The following is a 15,987-nucleotide window of genomic DNA, read 5'->3' on the forward strand; positions in this document are numbered from 1 at the left end:
CGGGGTCCGCTCCAATTCTTCCTCCCCGGAGGCCAGCTGGCCGTCCGGCGCGTGGCGCTGGCCGATCACAATTGCGGCGGCAGGCTCGCCGTTAACCCCGCGCTAACCATGCGGCTCTAACGCTTCGCTAATGATTGGGAGACCGGCATGGGCAAGACCACGCTTACCGCAGCACTGATTTTGGCTCTGACGGCGCCGGCTTTGGCCGGGCCGATGCCCGAGCTCCCCGAGCTGCCGCCGCTGCCCACCGATTATGTCGGGGCCGGCGGGCATGAGGGCGCCTATGCCGGCGTTCTGGGCGCCGCCACGCTCGATGGCGACACCACCGCCGCGCTGGGCGTGGTTGCGGGCAGTACAATGATGGCAGCCGATCTGCTCCTGGGCGTCGAAGCCTTGGGCCTGCTCTCCACAAACGGCGACGCCAGCCTGGAATTTGGTCTCCGCGGCGGCTTCGAGCTCGACCCCAGCGTTGCCGTTTTCGGCCATGCGGGCCTGGGCTATGCCAGCGACACCGGCAGTTTTGTCAGCTTCGGCAGCAGCATAGACTTCGCCGTTTTCGACACCGTCACGCTCCGCACGCAATACCGCTACGCCCACGACCTGTCGGGCGACGACGGCCGCCACGCGATTCTGGCCGGCGCCCTTTTCCGCTTCTAGGCGGCAGATCAAGGAGCCAGAGGCAGCGCTGCCAAGCGCTTCCTTGCCGGCTGGGCCAATTCCTGCTAAAGATAGTTTCAACAGCCAGGCGGCATGTCGGCGGCCGGCTTCACGACCATCAGCCACCCAGAGTTTCTCCAGCGCTCCCATCAGCGAGGTTGATCCTTGCCTGGCCTGCTCCGAGGAACATCTCATGCATAAATACGAAATTGGCCAGGTGCTCGACCTGCTGCCCAGCCGTGGCTCCAGCTCGCGCCGCGCCGGCGAGTGCAAGATCGTCTCGCGGCTGCCCTATGAGGGGCACTCGGTGCAGTATCGTGTGCAATCCACTGTCGAGAGCCACCAGCGCATCGTGAGCGAGACCGATCTGCGCCTCCCCGGCGCGCTTGTCTGATCGCAAGAACAGGGCTGTCCTTGGCCCGCCTGTGGCTATTCCGCCACAAGCAATCGCCGTCGCTGTGAGGCTGGAACGAACCACTCGAGACGCCGTTCTTGGCGGCACGGGGGTGGTTCAACGGCGCGGTGCCCAATAGAGGCCCGGCGCTTCCACAAACGAGCGGCCTGCCGCTCCAGACAAGGACTCACGACAATGAAGAAATTTCTTTTGGCTTCCGTAGCCGCGATGACGCTCGTCTCCGGCTCAGCCGCATTCGCCCAGGATACCGGTGCTGCAGTTGGCGCCGGTGCTGGCGGCGCAACTGGCGCTGTCGTTGGCGGCCTCCTCGGTGGCCCGATCGGTGCGGTGATCGGCGGCTTTGCCGGCGCAACCATCGGCGCTGAAGCAGGCGTCGAGGCCACCAGCGTGGAATATGTGACTGCCAACCCGGTCGAGCCCATCTATCTCGACGGCCAGGTCAATGTCGGCTACTCGGTTCCCGCCGATGTCACCATCCACCCCATCCAGGGCGATGAGCGCTATGGCTATCTCTACGCCAATGACCGCGTGTGGATCGCCGACCTTGAGACCCGCGCCCTGGTGCAGTCGCCCGGCTATCTCGTGCCGCAAGCTTCGGCCGAATATGTCCAGGCCAATCCGGTGGATCCCTTCCAGGCTGAAGGCGATGTCGTGGTCGGCTATGTGCTGCCTGAAGGCGCCCAGCTGAACGCGGTGCCGGATTCCAGCTACTCCTACGTCTATATCAATGACCGCCCGGCACTGGTCGACCCGAACACCCGCGCGGTGATCTGGATCAACTAATCGGCTGCTTGCACACTCTTTGCCTCCGTCGCTACAACAGCGGCGGAGGTTTTTCATGTCCAAGCCCGCGATCACCATCACCTATTGCACGCAGTGCAGCTGGCTCTTGCGGTCGGCCTGGATGGCTTCCGAACTGCTCTCCACCTTCAGCATCGAACTGGGAGGGGTGACGCTGGTGCCGGGGACCGGCGGCATCTTCGAGATCACGCTCGATGGCGAACTCGTTTGGGAGCGCAAGCGCGATGGCGGCTTCCCCGACGTCAAGCAACTCAAGCAATTGGTGCGCGACCGCATCGACCCAGATCGCGATCTGGGGCACATCGACCGCACGCCAACAAAATCCGATTGAGGCGGCGCCCCTCTGGCGGCTAAGGTCGTCGGTGCAATCGTATTTGTCGGGAGCCAGCCGCGTCATGAATTTTCTTCTCGCCCCCTTCTCCGTTTCCCTGCTCGTGCTCGTCACTGCGCTGCCTGCCGGCGCGCAGGACTTACCCGATCTGGATGGCCGCACCATCCGTGCCGTTACCGAGAACGCCTATTACCCGCTCAACTTCGCCGATCCGGCGACAGGGGGAGGTATCGGGCTCGAGTATGATGTCATCAACGAGATCGCCGACCGCCTCAACGCGGAGGTCGAGTGGGACCTTTCGGCTTGGGACGTGATGATCGAAGCGGTCCGCACCGGGCAGTTCGATATCGGCGCCGATGGGATCACCATTACCGAGGAGCGCGAGGAGCAGATCGACTTTACCGATCCCTTCATCACGGTTGAGCAGTATTTCCTTGTGCGTGCCGACGAGGATCGTTTCACCGACGCCGAGAGCTTCGCTGCCAATGAGGAACTGCTGTTCGGCGCTCAGGCCGGCACCTCCTCCTTCTATACGGCCATCTATGACGTGCTGGACGGGGATGAAGCCAATCCGCGTGTTAAGGTCTTCGACAGCTTTGGCGCCGCAGTGCAGGCGGTCAAAGCCGGCGACGTCGATGCGGTGATTGCCGACCAGGCTGCGTCCACCGGCTATATCGGCGCCGATCCGGGCGCGTTCCAACAGGTAGGCGAGCCGATCAAGGCCGATCCGCTCGGCTTCATCCTCACCCCCGGCTCGGACCTTGTGGAGCCCTTCAACGCCGCGCTCGCAGAGATGCAAGCCGACGGGACACTGGACGCGCTCATCGACAAATGGTTCTTCGAGTACGGCTCGGCCGAGTAGGATAGATCTGGGGCCGGCACCTTCCCGGCCCCTCGCCCATGCCTCAACCCCAACCAACTCGCTCGCTGGCCCGCTTTCCCTGGTGGCTGCTGGCCATCGCGCTGATCGGCATCGTCCTGCTCTGGTCAGCCATCACCGACGCGGCCTATGCGCAGATCTTTGCAACACTGGCACGGGGCGTCGGCACGACGCTGTGGGTCACCATGGTGGCCTTTACTCTCGCAACGCTCTTGGGTCTCGTCGTGGCGCTGGCCCGAACGGCAACCAATCCGGTCCTGCGGCAGGTCGCGACTTTCTATATCGAGGTCATCCGCGGCATTCCGATCCTGGTTGCCCTCTTCTACGTCGCCTTTGTCGGGGCGCCAGCCATGGTCGGCGCGGCCAATTGGGTGCTCGAGCCCTTCGGCGCCAGCATCACCGTGCGGCAGTTCGACTTTGCCTGGCGCGCGATCGTGGCGCTCACCGTCTGCTACTCGGCTTTTATCGCCGAGATCTTTCGCGCCGGCATCGAAGCGGTTGACCGTGGACAGATCGAGGCGGCACGCGCTCTGGGCCTGTCACGCTGGAACACCTTCCGCTTCGTCACCGCGCCACAAGCACTGCGCACTATCCTGCCGCCGTTGGGGAACGACTTTGTCTCCATGGTCAAGGATTCCGCCCTGGTGTCTGCCCTTGGCGTCCAGGATATCACGCAGTTGGGCAAGGTCTATGCCTCGGGCACATTCCTGTTTTTCGAAACCTACAATGTCGTGGCGTTCCTTTATCTCGCCATGACCATATCGCTGTCGCTGCTGATCCGGTTGTTGGAACAGCGGCTCAATCGCCGGCGCTTTTAAGCGGCGCCCTTGCTCCGGCCCCAACGCACTCCCATGTGAGGCATGCCCTGAGAGGAGAATACCATGAAGCGTCTCGCTACCCTTGCCGTTGCCGCCGTCGCCGCCATTGCGCTTGCAGCCTGCGGGGACAGCCGCGAAGTGGGCAGCGTCGGCGTGGACTGGACTGGCAATGACATTGCCATCGATGCGGTGGCGGATGCCGAAGTGGATGGTGTGGTGTGTCACCTCGCCTATTTCAATCGCTCCTTCATCGATCGCCTCCAGCAGGGGAACTGGTTCGAAGACCCGTCCTACTCGGCGCTCGACTGTTCGGTGGTTGGTCCGGTCACCATCGGCGATATTTCACTACGGGGTGGCGGCGAGGAAGTGTTCCGCGAAGGTCGCTCGCTCATCTGGAAGTCGCTGCGGGTGTCCCGCATCTATGACGCGCAGAACAACGCTCTCATCTACTTGGGCCATGCTCGCGAGATCCAGCAGGGCTCGGGCAAGATGAGCCTGTCGGTGATACCGCTCAACGGCGTCGATGTGACCTGGGTGAATGGGGCGCCGGACCTACCCGTAGCCGCAGAGTAGAAAACCCTGAACAGCGCTGGTTTCCCTCGGCCTGCAGCGGGCGAGAACATGGTCGCGCGACTCCCCGTCGCTGCACAAATTTATTTCGGATTGAGCGACTTCAAAGCGCGTGGCGAGGTACGATATTCTCACTCACAGAAGTGGCACGTCCCTGGCGATGCAGAAGGAAGAGAGACTATGGCTATTTTGATTGGCGACACCGCGCCCGACTTCACCCTCGAATCTACTGAGGGCACCATCCACTTCCATGACTATGTCGAAGGGTCCTGGGCGGTTCTCTTCAGCCACCCCAAGAACTACACGCCGGTTTGCACGACCGAATTGGGTTATACCGCTAAGCTTAAGGACGAGTTTGCCAAGCGCGGCGTCAAGGTGCTGGGCCTTTCGGTCGACAAACTCGAGGATCATGCCGGCTGGGCCCGCGACATCGAAGAGACACAGGGTTCTGCACTCAACTTCCCGCTGCTTGCCGATACTAACGGCGAGGTCGCGCGCAAATACGACATGATCCACCCCAATGCCGACAATACGCTGACGGTGCGTTCCCTCTTCGTCATTGGCCCCGACAAGAAGGTGAAGCTCAAGATCGAGTACCCGGCGTCTACCGGGCGCAATTTCGATGAAGTCATTCGGGTGATCGACTCGCTACAGCTGACCGCGCAGCACCAGGTCGCCACACCCGCCAATTGGAAGAACGGCGAGGATGTGATCATCGTGCCGGCCGTTTCCAATGAACAAGCTAAGGCGAAGTATCCCGAAGGCTGGAAGGAACTGAAGCCCTATCTTCGCATTGTTCCGCAGCCCCGCGCGTAACGACGCGCACTCGTTTTCTCCCTGACAAACTGGCGGCAGGCAACTGCCGCCTTTTCTTTGTCCAGTGCTCGCCGCGGGGGATCATTGCGCTTTCCTGGTTGCCAAGCCCCACCCTTTGCCCGCTACATAGGCAGTGGGGAAGCTTGGGCGTTTTCTGGACAAATCGGGGAAGCAAAATGCAAAGACATCTGAAACTCGGTAGGCGGTCACTCTTGGCAGCGCTGGCGCTGGGTACCGCGCTTGTTGCGGCGGGTCCGGCCTGGGCACAAGACGCGCTAAAGGTTGCGGCCATCTGGACCGTACCGGTCGAGCAGCAATGGGCGAGCCGCCTGCACAATGCCCTCGTTGCGGCAGAAGAACGCGGCGAGATCGACTATGTGTTCTCCGAGAACATCTCCAATACCGACTATGAGCGCGTGATGCGTGAATATGCCGAACAGGGCGTCGAGCTCATGGTCGGAGAGGCATTCGGCGTGGAGCGGCCCGCACGTGCGGTGGCGGCAGACTATCCGGAGATAGACTTCCTGATGGGCTCGTCACTGCCGCCCGCCGAGCCGAACTTCGCGACCTTTGACAATTTCATCCATGAGCCGAGCTATCTCTCGGGCATGATCGCCGGCATGAACACCGAGACCAACGTCGTCGGCATGGTGGGCGGCTACGCCATTCCCGAAGTGAACCGGCTAATGAACGCTTTCATGGAAGGCGCGCTGTCGGTAAACCCCGACGTGCGGTTCTCCGTGAGCTTCATAAACTCCTGGTATGACCCGCCCAAGGCTAAGGAAGCGGCCTTCGCCATGATCGATGCGGGCGCTGACATCCTCTATGCCGAGCGCTTCGGTGTGTCCGACGCGGCCAAGGAACGCGGCGTCCTGGCCATTGGCAACGTCATCGACACGGCAGCCGACTATCCCGGCACGATTTTGGCGAGCGCCCTCTGGCATGGCGAGCCGATGATCGACATGGCCATTGCCGATGTGAAGGCTGATACGTTCACGGCTTCGGACTATGGCATCTATGCCTTCATGGAGCATGGCGGCTCGAGCCTTGTTTTCGATGCCGAACTTGCGGGCGAAGAAGCCATTGCCGCAGTGCAGGCGCGCCAGGACGAGATCCTCTCGGGTGCCTTTACGGTCGAGATCGACGACGCCGAGCCAGCCTCCAATATGTAAACGACAGCGCCGCGGCCTCCGGGGCGCGGCACTTCTACCCCGGGGGCACTATGCCTGACCATGACAGCGGCATCGTGCTCTCGCTCGAGGGCATCACCAAGCGCTTCCGCGCTCTGCTGGCCAATGACAGCCTCGACCTCGAGCTTCGCCGGGGTGAAATCCTCGCCCTTCTGGGCGAGAATGGTGCCGGCAAGACGACCCTGATGAACATTCTCTTCGGCCATTATGTGCAGGACGAGGGCTCGGTGCGGGTCGCGACGGACGAGGGGTTGGTGTCGCTGCCCCCCGGCTCTCCCGGCGCGGCATTAGCTGCAGGCGTCGGCATGGTGCACCAGCATTTCGCCCTGGCCGAGAACCTGACCGGCCTCGAGAATATTCGCTTGGGGACCGAACCCATCCTCAAACTTGGCACCGGCGGCGCCGCAGCGCGGCGCAAGGTGGAGCGGATCATTGCCGAGAGCGGTCTGGAGGTCGACCTTGACTGCCGCGTGGCCGCGCTCACCGTCGGCGAGAAACAGCGCGTCGAAATCCTCAAGGCGCTTTATCGCGACGTTCGCGTCCTGATCCTGGATGAACCGACGGCGGTGCTGACGCCACAGGAGGCCGAGGGTCTTTTCGTTATCCTCCGCCGCCTTGCAGCAAATGGGCTGGGCGTCATCTTCATCTCCCACAAGCTGGGCGAAGTCCTCGCCGTGTCGCACCGCATCCTCGTGTTGCGCGGCGGCCGCAAGGCGGGCGAACTCAAGACCGCGAACGCAGACCGGCGAGCCATCGCCGATCTTATGGTGGGCAAAGCCGTTGCGGAGGTGACGCGCACGTCCTCGACGCCGGCCGAACCCTTGCTGATGTTCGAGCGCGTTGGGCTGCGACATGGCTCCGTGCGCCTGCAGGATGTCAGCTTTTCCCTGCACGCCGGCGAAATAGTTGGCCTTGCCGGCGTTTCTGGCAATGGGCAGGCGGCCATTGCCGCGCTGATTTCGGGGCTCGCCGTGCCCGAGAGCGGTACTCTCCGTCTCTATGGCGATCCCGTGCGCAAAGCCGACCCTCGCGCGCTTGTCGCTGCTGGGGTCGCCCGTATGCCGGAGGATCGTCAGCATGATGGCGTGGTCGGTACCATGAGCGTCGCCGATAACATCGCCATCGAGGAAGTGCGCTCCCGATCATTCGCCCGCGCCGGAATGCTCGATCAAAAAGCCATGCGCCAGCGAGCTGAGGCGGCCATAGCCGCCTACGACATCCGCTGTCCCGGCCCTGATGCCGAAGCCCGCCTGCTCTCGGGTGGCAATGTGCAAAAGCTCATCCTCGCCCGCGTCCTCGAGCGGAGCCCCCGCGTCATCCTCGCCAATCAGCCGACCCGCGGCCTGGATGTCGGCGCGCAATCAGAAGTGCACCGCCGCATCATTGCCGCCCGGGATCGCGGCGCCGCCGTTCTCGTGATCTCGGAAGACCTTGACGAACTCTTTGCGCTTGCTGACCGCTTCCTCGTCATTCATGCCGGTGAAGTGAGCGACGCTGGTCCCTCGGAGCAGCTCGACCGAGGTTCCATCGGCCTTATGATGGCTGGGCAACACCGCGCACTACACATCAAGGCCGCTTCCGCATGAGTCTTCGCCTTGAGCCTCGTACCGGCGCCACGCTGGGCCTCAAACTCGCCGTTTCCATCCTTGCAGCCTTGGCAGCCCTGCTGCTGGTGGCCCTACCGGTCCTGCTGGCAGGCGGATCGCCGCTCGCATCCTATGGGCTGATCGTGCAGGGCGCCTTCGGCTCGCTCTTTGCGCTCTCCGAAACACTGACCCGGGCCACCCCGCTGATCCTCACCGGCCTCGGCGCCGCAATTGCGTTCCGCGCGCGGCTCTGGAACATCGGGCTCGAAGGCCAGCTCTATATCGGCGCCCTTGCCGCCGTACTGGTGGGCAGCGGCATATTTCAGCTCCCGCCCCTGTTGCTTATTCCCCTCGTCATGCTTGCGGGCTTCCTTGCCGGCGGATGCACCATGGTCGTTCCGGCCATTCTCAAGCAGCGTTTCGGCGCGGACGAGGTGGTGATTACGCTCCTCCTCAACTTCGTGGTCATACTCCTCGTCCAGATGCTGGTTGAAGGTCCGCTCAAGGATCCGCTCTCCATGGGGTGGCCGCAATCGGTACCCATCGACCCGGCCGCCGAGTTCCCCGCGCTCTTCCCACGCCTGCGCACCCATATGGGGCTGCTGGTTGGTATCGCCGCCGCGCTTGCGCTCTGGTTCGTCGTACGCAAGACGGTGCTGGGTTTTGAAATCCGCGCCGTGGGCGAAAACAAGGCCGCCGCCCGGTTTGCCGGCATTCCGGTCGACGGCACCATGCTCAAGGTGGCGCTAATTTCAGGCGGACTTGCCGGTCTCGCCGGCGTCGGGGAAGTTGCGGGCGTCAAAGGCTATCTCTCCGCCGACCTGTCGCCGGGCTATGGCTACTCGGGCATCGTGGTCGCCATGCTCGCGGGCCTTTCTCCCATCGGCACCGTCTTTGCCGCCATCTTCGTGGCCGCGGTATTTGTGGGTGCAGACTCGATGAGCCGCGCCACCGGCATTTCCAACTACCTCGCAGATCTCGTCGTCGCGCTGTCACTGCTCTGCGTGCTGGTCGGAGGCTTTTTCCTCCGCTTCCGCATCCACTGGGAGCGCTCTGCTCCCGCGTCGGCTGGAGAGTAGCGCCATGGAAATCATCGATATCCTCCTCTCCCCCAATTTCTGGGCCGCTGCCATCCGGATTGCAACGCCGCTGATCTTTGGCGTTCTGGGGGCCCTCCTTTGCGAGCGCGCCGGCGTGCTCAACCTCGGTATCGAGGGCATCTTCGTCGCTGGCGCGATGGCCGGCTGGTTCGCCGTCTACCTTGGCCTCGGTCTCTGGACGGGCGTTCTTGTTGCTGCAGCGGTAGGGGGAATGTTCGGCCTCCTCCACGCCGTCCTAACCGTTATCCTGGGCTTGTCACAGCACGTCTCGGGCATCGGCATTACCCTCCTGGCCACATCGCTGAGCTATTTCACCTATCGCACAGCCCTGCCCAGCGTCAGCACGCCGCCGCGCATCACGGCATTTCAGCCCCTTGCCATTCCCGGCCTTTCCGATCTGCCCTTTATCGGTCCGGCCCTCTTCCAGCAGACGCCCATGACCATGCTGTCGCTGGTCTGCGTGGGGCTTGTTGCCCTGGTACTCTACCGCACGCCCCTTGGCCTCGCTATTCGCGCGGTGGGCGACAACCCGGCCGCCGTCGAGGCGCAGGGGCTGTCCGTGCGCGGACTGCGCATCGGGGCGGTGGTCGCCGGCTCTGCCCTCATGGGGTTGGGCGGCGCCTTTCTCACCATGTCTGCTTTTGATGCGTTCTTTTTCGGCATGGTCAATGGCCGCGGCTGGATCTGCATTGCGCTGGTGGTCTTTGCCTCCTGGCAGCCGGGCAAGGCTCTCTTGGGCGCCCTCCTCTTTGGCGCCTTCGATGCCTTCCAAATCCGCCTTCAGGCGCAGATCGGGCAGGTGGTGCCGGGTCAGGTTTTCCTGATGCTGCCCTATCTGCTTTCCATCGCCGCGCTGGTTCTGGTCGCCCGCCGGGCCGACTATCCCCGCGCGCTCCTGCAGCCCTGGTTCAAGGGCCAGCGTCACTGACAAAGCCGAGGTAACCCCCCGTGTTCGATCTCAAAATTACCAACGCCACCCTACCCGATGGCCGTACCAATATGGGCATCGGCGTCAAAGAAGGGCGCATCGCAGCGCTCCAAGCCAATCTCGCGGGCGAGGCCGGCGAGACCATCGACGCTGCCGGGCAATTGGTCAGCCCGCCCTTTGTCGATTGCCACTTCCACATGGATGCAACGCTCTCGCTGGGCCTGCCGCGCCTCAACGAAAGCGGGCTACTCCTTGAAGGCATCCAGATCTGGGGCGAACTTAAGCCGCTCCTCACCCATGAGGTGGTGATTGAGCGCGCCTTGGCCTATTGCGACCTCGCCGTGTCGCAGGGGCTTCTCGCCATTCGCACCCATGTCGATGTGTGCGACGAGCGTCTCCTTGGCGTCGAAGCGCTCCTCGAGGTTAAGCGCCAGGTGGCGCCCTATATCGACCTTCAACTCGTCGCCTTCCCGCAGGACGGCTATTACCGCTATCCCGGCGCCCAGGACCTGCTCCGCCGCGCCCTAGACATGGGCGTGGAGGTGGTGGGCGGCATCCCCCATTTCGAGCGCACCATGGCCGATGGCGCCCGCAGCGTCACCGCACTCTGCGAACTCGCGGCCGAGCGCGGGCTCCTTGTCGATCTCCACTGCGACGAGACCGACGACCCTATGAGCCGCCACATCGAAACGCTGGCCTATGAAACCCAGCGCCTGGGGCTCGGTGGCCGCGTCAATGGTTCGCACCTCACCTCCATGCACTCCATGGACAATTACTATGTTTCCAAGCTCCTGCCGCTGATCGCCGAGGCCGGTGTTTCTGCCACCGCCAATCCGCTGATCAACATCGGCATCCAGGGACGCCACGACACCTATCCCAAGCGCCGCGGCATGACGCGCATCCCCGAAATGCTGCGCCATGGCATCACCTGCTCCTTTGGCCATGATTGCGTGATGGACCCCTGGTATTCGCTGGGGCAGGCCGACATGCTCGAGGTCGCCTCCATGGGCCTCCACGTGGCCCAGATGACCAGCCGCGAAGCCATGCGGCAATGCTTTGCCGCCGTAACGACCGGTCCTGCCAGCATCATGCATCTTGATGGCTATGGGCTCGAGCCCGGCTGCAAGGCCGACATGATCCTGCTCCAGGCGGCCGACCCAATCGAAGCAATCCGCCTCAAGGCGACCCGCCTGGCAGTCATCAAGAGCGGCAAACTCATCGCGCGCACCGCGCCGCGACAGACTGAGTTGCATCTGCCAGGCCGCCCTCCGCTGGTCGACGCCGCCACGCTAGGCCCCAAGCTCTAGGCAGCAAAGCCGCATCATTCCGGAAAGGACCTGTTCACCTTGGCGGCCGAAACTACCGCTCCACCGCGCCTTCCCCCCTCCCTTGTAATGCTTCGCTAAACCTGCACCGCAAAGGTGGGATGGAGGAAGCTCGCCCAGAAGGGCAGGCTGGCCTTGCACGCTGTGCAGGGCGGGAGGGTAGCGGTGCCAGAAGCGGGCAGCAGCAAAGATGGCGTGGGCGGAGGCGGCCGGTTGCTACCGCTCCTGCGCCGGCTCGCCCTGCTCCTGCCGCTGGTCTTGGTGGGCCTTGCAGCCTATCTGGGGCTCTTCGCGCCTGCCGATCAGGCGCTCCGCTCGTGGCGCTTCGAAGCACTCGACAAGCCGGCAAGCGGCGAAATCGTCTTTGTCGAAATCGACGCTCACAGTCTTTCGGTGGTGGGCGTATGGCCGTGGCCGCGCCAAGTCCATGCGGAACTCTTGGATCGGCTACTCGATCTTGGTGCGAGCGAAGTCGTCTTCGACGTCGATTTCAGCACAAGTTCCACTCTTAAAGGCGACCTCGCCTTTGAACATGCTCTGGAGCGAGCCGGAGGCTACGCCATGTTGGCCGCTTTCCAGCAAGTGGACGCAACGGGGCAGGTCCTGCTCAACCTGCCGCTGCCGCGCTTTGCGCAGCACGCCCCACCCGTCTTGGTCAATGTCGATGGGGACGGCACCGGCGCGGTGCAATCAACACCTGCCGCACTGCCGAGCCACAACATTCCCTCGCTTGCGCTAGGGCTGGTCCCGGGCAGCAGCCATAGTGGCGGGCGGATCGTCATCGACTTCGGCGTCAACCTGCACCAGATCGACCGCATCCCGGCGGCAGATGTCTTTACCGGCCGCATTGACCCCGCGCGCATCGCTAACAAGCAAGTCGTCATCGGCGCCAGCGCCATCGAGTTGCGCGACTTCTTCCCGGTGCCCCGCTTTGGTGTCGTGCCCGGTCCACTGGTGCAGATTGCCGCCGCCGAAACCCTTAAGGCCGATCGCAACCTGATCGATCTTGGTACCATGGTCAGCCATTGGATCGTGGCGGCGCTGGGCGGACTTGTCCTGCTGATGACCCACCGCAATACGACCATCCGGATGAATATGCTTGTTGGCCCCGTGGTCGCCGTGGCAACCGAGATTGCCGCCCTCACGGCCCAGGGCGCGAGCGGCACTCTCTTCGACACCGTGCCGGTCCATACCGCGATTGCCGTCATGCTCGTCACCGGGCTGGTTCGAGAACTGGCTATTCGTCGCCGGCAAAGTCGCCGCCTGCAGCGCCAACGCGCGGTGATGCGGCATATTCTTGAGCGCGTCGTGACCGACAATTTTGACGGCATTGTCGTGATCGATGCTGCGGGAATGATCGTGGCGGCGAGCCAAGCCGCCCAATCCATCCTCCAGCATGACGCCCCCTTGATCGGCAGCTCTGCAGAGGTAGCCCTGCCCACCCCAATGCTGACATTCGCGCGCACCCCTCCCGTCCGTGGAGCGGGGCAGGTCGAGTGCACCATCAACGGACAGATGCATCACTTCGAGTTGGTCTCGACGCGCTCCTGGGTGCCGACCCCCGACAATGAGGAGGGGCGGCAGGAAATCACCTGCCTCACCTTCCAGGACGTTACAGAGCGGCACCGGCAGGAGGCCCGCCTCGCCTATCTGGCCCGCCACGATGCGGTCTCTGGCGCACTCTCGCGCCAGGCCTTTGTCGACGCGATCGATCTCAGCCTCTCCAGCGGCATGGCTCCGGTTGTAGCCACGGTACGGCTGCGCCGCTTGCGCCAGGTCAACACCACCTTTGGCCATGAACTTACCGAGCGCATTGCGCGCGAAGTCGCACGCCGCCTCAAAGGGGCCGACCTCCAGCCAGCACGGCTTGGAACCGAGTTGTTCGGCTTCATCGTGCCGCCGGAGGTGGATCAAAGCAGTATGAGAACCTTCATCAGCAAGATCGCCTCGCGCCTTGAAGCACCCTACGAGGCGAACGAACATACGATCATCCTGGAAACGGCTTTCGGCCTGAGCGCATCGACTGGCGATGCCGTCAACGGGGCCGAACTGCTCCGCCAGTCCGACGTGGCGCTCTTCAGCGCCCCCTCCGGCCGAAGAGGCTTTGTTGAGTTCCAGATCGAGCAGGGCGACAAGATCCGCGAGCGCCAGGCGCTCGATATCGCCCTGCGGCGCGCGCTGGCCAAGAACGAGTTCTACCTGGAATTTCAGCCACAGATCGACATGGTGTCCGGCGCAGTGATCGGTGTTGAGGCGCTGGTGCGATGGCGTTCGGACGAGCTGGGCCGCGTCTCACCTGGCGCCTTCATCCCGCTCGCAGAAGAAACCGGCCTCGTTGTCGAATTGGGTGAATGGGTGATGATCGAAGCGTGCCGGCAAGCGGCAAGCTGGGGCTGGCAGGGCCGACTGTCGGTCAACGTCTCGGTGGTGCAGTTCCGTCTCGGCGATGTGGGTCAAATGATAAGGCGGGCTTTGGCAGTTTCCGGCCTCCCCGCCCATCAGCTCGATATCGAAATCACCGAGAGCCTGTTTGTCGACAACGATGCGGGGATCATCGAGACCCTGTCAGCGTTGCGGGAGCTGGGGGTCGGCGTTGCGATCGATGATTTCGGCACGGGCTATTCCTCGTTGAGCTATCTGTCCCGCCTGCCCATCGACAAGATCAAGATCGACCAGTCCTTCGTCCGCGCACTGCCTGACCCGCAAAGCCAAGCCATCGTCGACACGATCGTCGCCATGGCGCACCGCCTCGGCAAGCTGGTGGTGGCCGAAGGCGTGGAAACCGCGGAGCAGCGCGACTACCTCTCCAGCATCCAGTGTGAGGTTGGGCAAGGCTACCTCTTCGGGCGCCCCGCCAGCCCGCAAGCCCTCGGCTTGGTTTCCGAAGCAGCTGCGTGAAAAGCCCTTTCTCCTGCGCCCCCAGCTCGGGATCCCTGCTTTTTCAGAGCGATTGAACTGAGAGCCAATCATTATCTCGGAGATTGCAGCCTGCGGCTCCACCCAAGGACGTTTAAGATGGGGAACAGGGCAGGATTCTGACCTTGAAAATCTACAGCATGCTGCCCACCGGACACAAAAAAGGGGCTGATCCGATCGAATCAGCCCCAAAACCACATTCAGACTGCGTTCATTCTGGCATTTACTCGGCGGCGGCAGTAACGCCGAGCCCGATGGGGCAGGACACGCCCGTGCCCTGCAGGCCGCAATAGCCATTTGGATTTTTGGCCAGATATTGCTGATGATAGGTCTCGGCATAGAAGAAAGGACCAGCCTGAGCGATCTCGGTGGTGATCTGGCCAAGTCCACGCTGCCGCAACGCCGCTTGATATGCATCGCGGCTTCTGACCACAACTTGCGCCTGCTCAGGAGTTGTCGTGTAGATCGCCGACCGATATTGCGTGCCGACGTCATTACCCTGCCGCATACCTTGGGTAGGGTCATGCTCTTCCCAGAACGTCTTGAGCAGCGTCTCCAGAGTAATGACCTTGGGGTCATATACCACCTTGACGGCTTCCGTGTGCCCGGTTCGGCCCGAGCAGACTTCTTCGTAACTTGGATTTGGCGTCGAGCCACCCTGATAGCCGACCGCCGTTACTATCACGCCTGGCAACTGCCAGAACAACCTCTCGGCCCCCCAGAAGCAGCCAAGGCCGAGATAGATCGTCTCGGCACCCTCGGGATAGTGCCCCTTGAGCGGCTGGTCGTTGACAAAATGCTGCGGCGCAACAACCATTTCCACTTCGCGTCCGGGCAGTGCCTCGGCGGCGGTGGGAATGGTGGATGGCTTTGACTTGAAGAACATCGTGTCGTTTCCTTTCTGGGCACAACAACAGTGGTCAGATCTGGTCCTGCCGGAGATAGCGCAGGCGCCGCGGTGTTCGTCCCAGCAACGCCAGTATGACTCCCGGCACGCCAAAGACTGCAAATGCGGGATAGGTCAGCAGAGCCGCAAACCCGATTCGGAGCAAATCGGCAAAAAACCGGCTCTCCAAAAAGCCCTCCATCCCCGCCAAACTAGGCGGATGGATTTGCGTCCACAGCTCGAAAAGGCTGGTGAACATCAACTCATTGGCACCCAAAGACTTTGTGCCATCTATGACAAGCAGGACGAGCGCCAGGCCGATGAGCCAGGTGCCCGCAATTCTTAAGATCAGCCGCATCCTACATCCCGGTGCCTCGCGGGCATAAGTCGTGGCTGGCCTTGGCCGTTCCGCCCCGCGTATCGCTTCTTTTTGCCACGTGGCGAGGCTGCCTCACAAGATGGGGATGCGGTCGCTGCTCAAACAATCGTCATCTCTGTGTCGTGATCCCTTGCGCCCGGGCTCGCAATACGTATATTGCCCCCGCTCGCGCCGGCCTCTGGCTGGCCTCCCCGGAGGTATCCGATCTGGGGTTATGGCGATGCGGAGAGATGGCCGAGTGGTCGAAGGCGCACGCCTGGAAAGTGTGTAGGCGGGTAACCGTCTCGAGGGTTCGAATCCCTCTCTCTCCGCCACCTCCCTAAAAACCATCCGAATTCCGGCAAGTCCTTGCTATTAAGGCGTTTGCAACCGCGTCATTGGTACACAGG

16 protein-coding genes and 1 tRNA gene are annotated in these 15,987 nt (G+C 62.8%); 15 read left to right on the forward strand and 2 right to left on the reverse strand.

Annotation, left to right across the window (positions count from 1 at the left end; translation table 11 throughout):
* The first annotated feature begins 147 nt into the window (after nt 1-147).
* The 14 genes from QOV41_RS18830 to QOV41_RS18895 all read left to right on the forward strand — a co-directional run bounded on the left by QOV41_RS18830 (nt 148) and on the right by QOV41_RS18895 (nt 14,315).
* Nucleotides 148-657 carry a hypothetical protein gene (locus QOV41_RS18830; protein WP_284578473.1) on the forward strand — a complete coding sequence of 170 codons (510 nt, stop codon included), beginning with the start codon at nt 148-150 and terminating at the stop codon, nt 655-657.
* A 193-nt stretch (nt 658-850) separates the two neighbouring features.
* Complete coding sequence (locus QOV41_RS18835; RefSeq protein ID WP_284578474.1) at nt 851-1,051, forward strand: hypothetical protein; 201 nt, start codon at nt 851-853, stop codon at nt 1,049-1,051.
* A gap of 195 nt (nt 1,052-1,246) precedes the next feature.
* Entirely contained in the window at nt 1,247-1,855 is a 609-nt protein-coding gene (locus QOV41_RS18840) for a DUF1236 domain-containing protein (RefSeq protein WP_284578476.1), read from the forward strand.
* A gap of 55 nt (nt 1,856-1,910) precedes the next feature.
* Nucleotides 1,911-2,204: an Rdx family protein gene (locus QOV41_RS18845; RefSeq protein ID WP_284578477.1), complete on the forward strand. Its 294-nt coding sequence runs from the start codon at nt 1,911-1,913 to the stop codon at nt 2,202-2,204.
* Nucleotides 2,205-2,268: 64 nt separating this feature from the next.
* Nucleotides 2,269-3,066, forward strand: a complete 798-nt coding sequence (locus tag QOV41_RS18850; protein ID WP_284578479.1) for a substrate-binding periplasmic protein — start codon at nt 2,269-2,271, stop codon at nt 3,064-3,066.
* Between the two features lie 38 nt (nt 3,067-3,104).
* Entirely contained in the window at nt 3,105-3,902 is a 798-nt protein-coding gene (locus QOV41_RS18855) for an amino acid ABC transporter permease (protein ID WP_284578481.1), read from the forward strand.
* 63 nt (nt 3,903-3,965) lie between these two features.
* The gene (locus QOV41_RS18860; RefSeq protein WP_284578482.1) at nt 3,966-4,475 is read left to right on the forward strand and encodes a CreA family protein; all 510 of its coding nucleotides are present in this window, start codon (nt 3,966-3,968) and stop codon (nt 4,473-4,475) included.
* Nucleotides 4,476-4,652: 177 nt separating this feature from the next.
* Nucleotides 4,653-5,288 (forward strand): peroxiredoxin, encoded by a 636-nt coding sequence (locus QOV41_RS18865; protein ID WP_284578484.1) that lies wholly within the window; start codon nt 4,653-4,655, stop codon nt 5,286-5,288.
* 176 nt (nt 5,289-5,464) lie between these two features.
* Nucleotides 5,465-6,460, forward strand: coding sequence for a BMP family protein (locus QOV41_RS18870; protein WP_284578485.1), 996 nt, complete (start codon nt 5,465-5,467; stop codon nt 6,458-6,460).
* 50 nt (nt 6,461-6,510) lie between these two features.
* Nucleotides 6,511-8,064 (forward strand): ABC transporter ATP-binding protein, encoded by a 1,554-nt coding sequence (locus tag QOV41_RS18875; RefSeq protein WP_284578486.1) that lies wholly within the window; start codon nt 6,511-6,513, stop codon nt 8,062-8,064.
* Nucleotides 8,061-9,143, forward strand: coding sequence for an ABC transporter permease (locus QOV41_RS18880; RefSeq protein WP_284578488.1), 1,083 nt, complete (start codon nt 8,061-8,063; stop codon nt 9,141-9,143). The genes QOV41_RS18875 and QOV41_RS18880 overlap by 4 nt, the downstream gene beginning before the upstream one ends.
* Before the next feature lie 4 nt (nt 9,144-9,147).
* The gene (locus QOV41_RS18885; protein ID WP_284578490.1) at nt 9,148-10,092 is read left to right on the forward strand and encodes an ABC transporter permease; all 945 of its coding nucleotides are present in this window, start codon (nt 9,148-9,150) and stop codon (nt 10,090-10,092) included.
* A 20-nt stretch (nt 10,093-10,112) separates the two neighbouring features.
* Nucleotides 10,113-11,399: an amidohydrolase family protein gene (locus QOV41_RS18890; RefSeq protein WP_284578492.1), complete on the forward strand. Its 1,287-nt coding sequence runs from the start codon at nt 10,113-10,115 to the stop codon at nt 11,397-11,399.
* Between the two features lie 183 nt (nt 11,400-11,582).
* Nucleotides 11,583-14,315: an EAL domain-containing protein gene (locus QOV41_RS18895; protein ID WP_284578493.1), complete on the forward strand. Its 2,733-nt coding sequence runs from the start codon at nt 11,583-11,585 to the stop codon at nt 14,313-14,315.
* A 241-nt stretch (nt 14,316-14,556) separates the two neighbouring features.
* Here the strand turns inward: QOV41_RS18895 and msrA are convergent, their stop codons facing one another.
* Nucleotides 14,557-15,219, reverse strand: coding sequence for a peptide-methionine (S)-S-oxide reductase MsrA (gene msrA, locus QOV41_RS18900; protein ID WP_284578495.1), 663 nt, complete (start codon nt 15,217-15,219; stop codon nt 14,557-14,559).
* A 34-nt stretch (nt 15,220-15,253) separates the two neighbouring features.
* Complete coding sequence (locus QOV41_RS18905) at nt 15,254-15,577, reverse strand: hypothetical protein (RefSeq protein WP_284578496.1); 324 nt, start codon at nt 15,575-15,577, stop codon at nt 15,254-15,256.
* Between the two features lie 245 nt (nt 15,578-15,822).
* Between QOV41_RS18905 and QOV41_RS18910 the strand changes: the two genes are divergently transcribed.
* A tRNA-Ser gene (locus QOV41_RS18910) sits at nt 15,823-15,912 on the forward strand.
* Nucleotides 15,913-15,987: the final 75 nt, after the last annotated feature.

This window comes from Devosia sp. RR2S18 (assembly GCF_030177755.1).
Lineage (GTDB): Bacteria > Pseudomonadota > Alphaproteobacteria > Rhizobiales > Devosiaceae > Devosia > Devosia rhizosphaerae.

What these genes read in the sequence shown, in the direction of transcription:
- QOV41_RS18830 (WP_284578473.1), top strand. Translation starts at nt 148, where the DNA reads ATGGGCAAGACCACGCTTACCGCAGCACTGATTTTGGCTCTGACGGCG.
- QOV41_RS18835 (WP_284578474.1), top strand. Translation starts at nt 851, where the DNA reads ATGCATAAATACGAAATTGGCCAGGTGCTCGACCTGCTGCCCAGCCGT.
- QOV41_RS18840 (WP_284578476.1), top strand. Translation starts at nt 1,247, where the DNA reads ATGAAGAAATTTCTTTTGGCTTCCGTAGCCGCGATGACGCTCGTCTCC.
- QOV41_RS18845 (WP_284578477.1), top strand. Translation starts at nt 1,911, where the DNA reads ATGTCCAAGCCCGCGATCACCATCACCTATTGCACGCAGTGCAGCTGG.
- QOV41_RS18850 (WP_284578479.1), top strand. Translation starts at nt 2,269, where the DNA reads ATGAATTTTCTTCTCGCCCCCTTCTCCGTTTCCCTGCTCGTGCTCGTC.
- QOV41_RS18855 (WP_284578481.1), top strand. Translation starts at nt 3,105, where the DNA reads ATGCCTCAACCCCAACCAACTCGCTCGCTGGCCCGCTTTCCCTGGTGG.
- QOV41_RS18860 (WP_284578482.1), top strand. Translation starts at nt 3,966, where the DNA reads ATGAAGCGTCTCGCTACCCTTGCCGTTGCCGCCGTCGCCGCCATTGCG.
- QOV41_RS18865 (WP_284578484.1), top strand. Translation starts at nt 4,653, where the DNA reads ATGGCTATTTTGATTGGCGACACCGCGCCCGACTTCACCCTCGAATCT.
- QOV41_RS18870 (WP_284578485.1), top strand. Translation starts at nt 5,465, where the DNA reads ATGCAAAGACATCTGAAACTCGGTAGGCGGTCACTCTTGGCAGCGCTG.
- QOV41_RS18875 (WP_284578486.1), top strand. Translation starts at nt 6,511, where the DNA reads ATGCCTGACCATGACAGCGGCATCGTGCTCTCGCTCGAGGGCATCACC.
- QOV41_RS18880 (WP_284578488.1), top strand. Translation starts at nt 8,061, where the DNA reads ATGAGTCTTCGCCTTGAGCCTCGTACCGGCGCCACGCTGGGCCTCAAA.
- QOV41_RS18885 (WP_284578490.1), top strand. Translation starts at nt 9,148, where the DNA reads ATGGAAATCATCGATATCCTCCTCTCCCCCAATTTCTGGGCCGCTGCC.
- msrA (WP_284578495.1), bottom strand. Translation starts at nt 15,219, where the DNA reads ATGTTCTTCAAGTCAAAGCCATCCACCATTCCCACCGCCGCCGAGGCA.
- QOV41_RS18905 (WP_284578496.1), bottom strand. Translation starts at nt 15,577, where the DNA reads ATGCGGCTGATCTTAAGAATTGCGGGCACCTGGCTCATCGGCCTGGCG.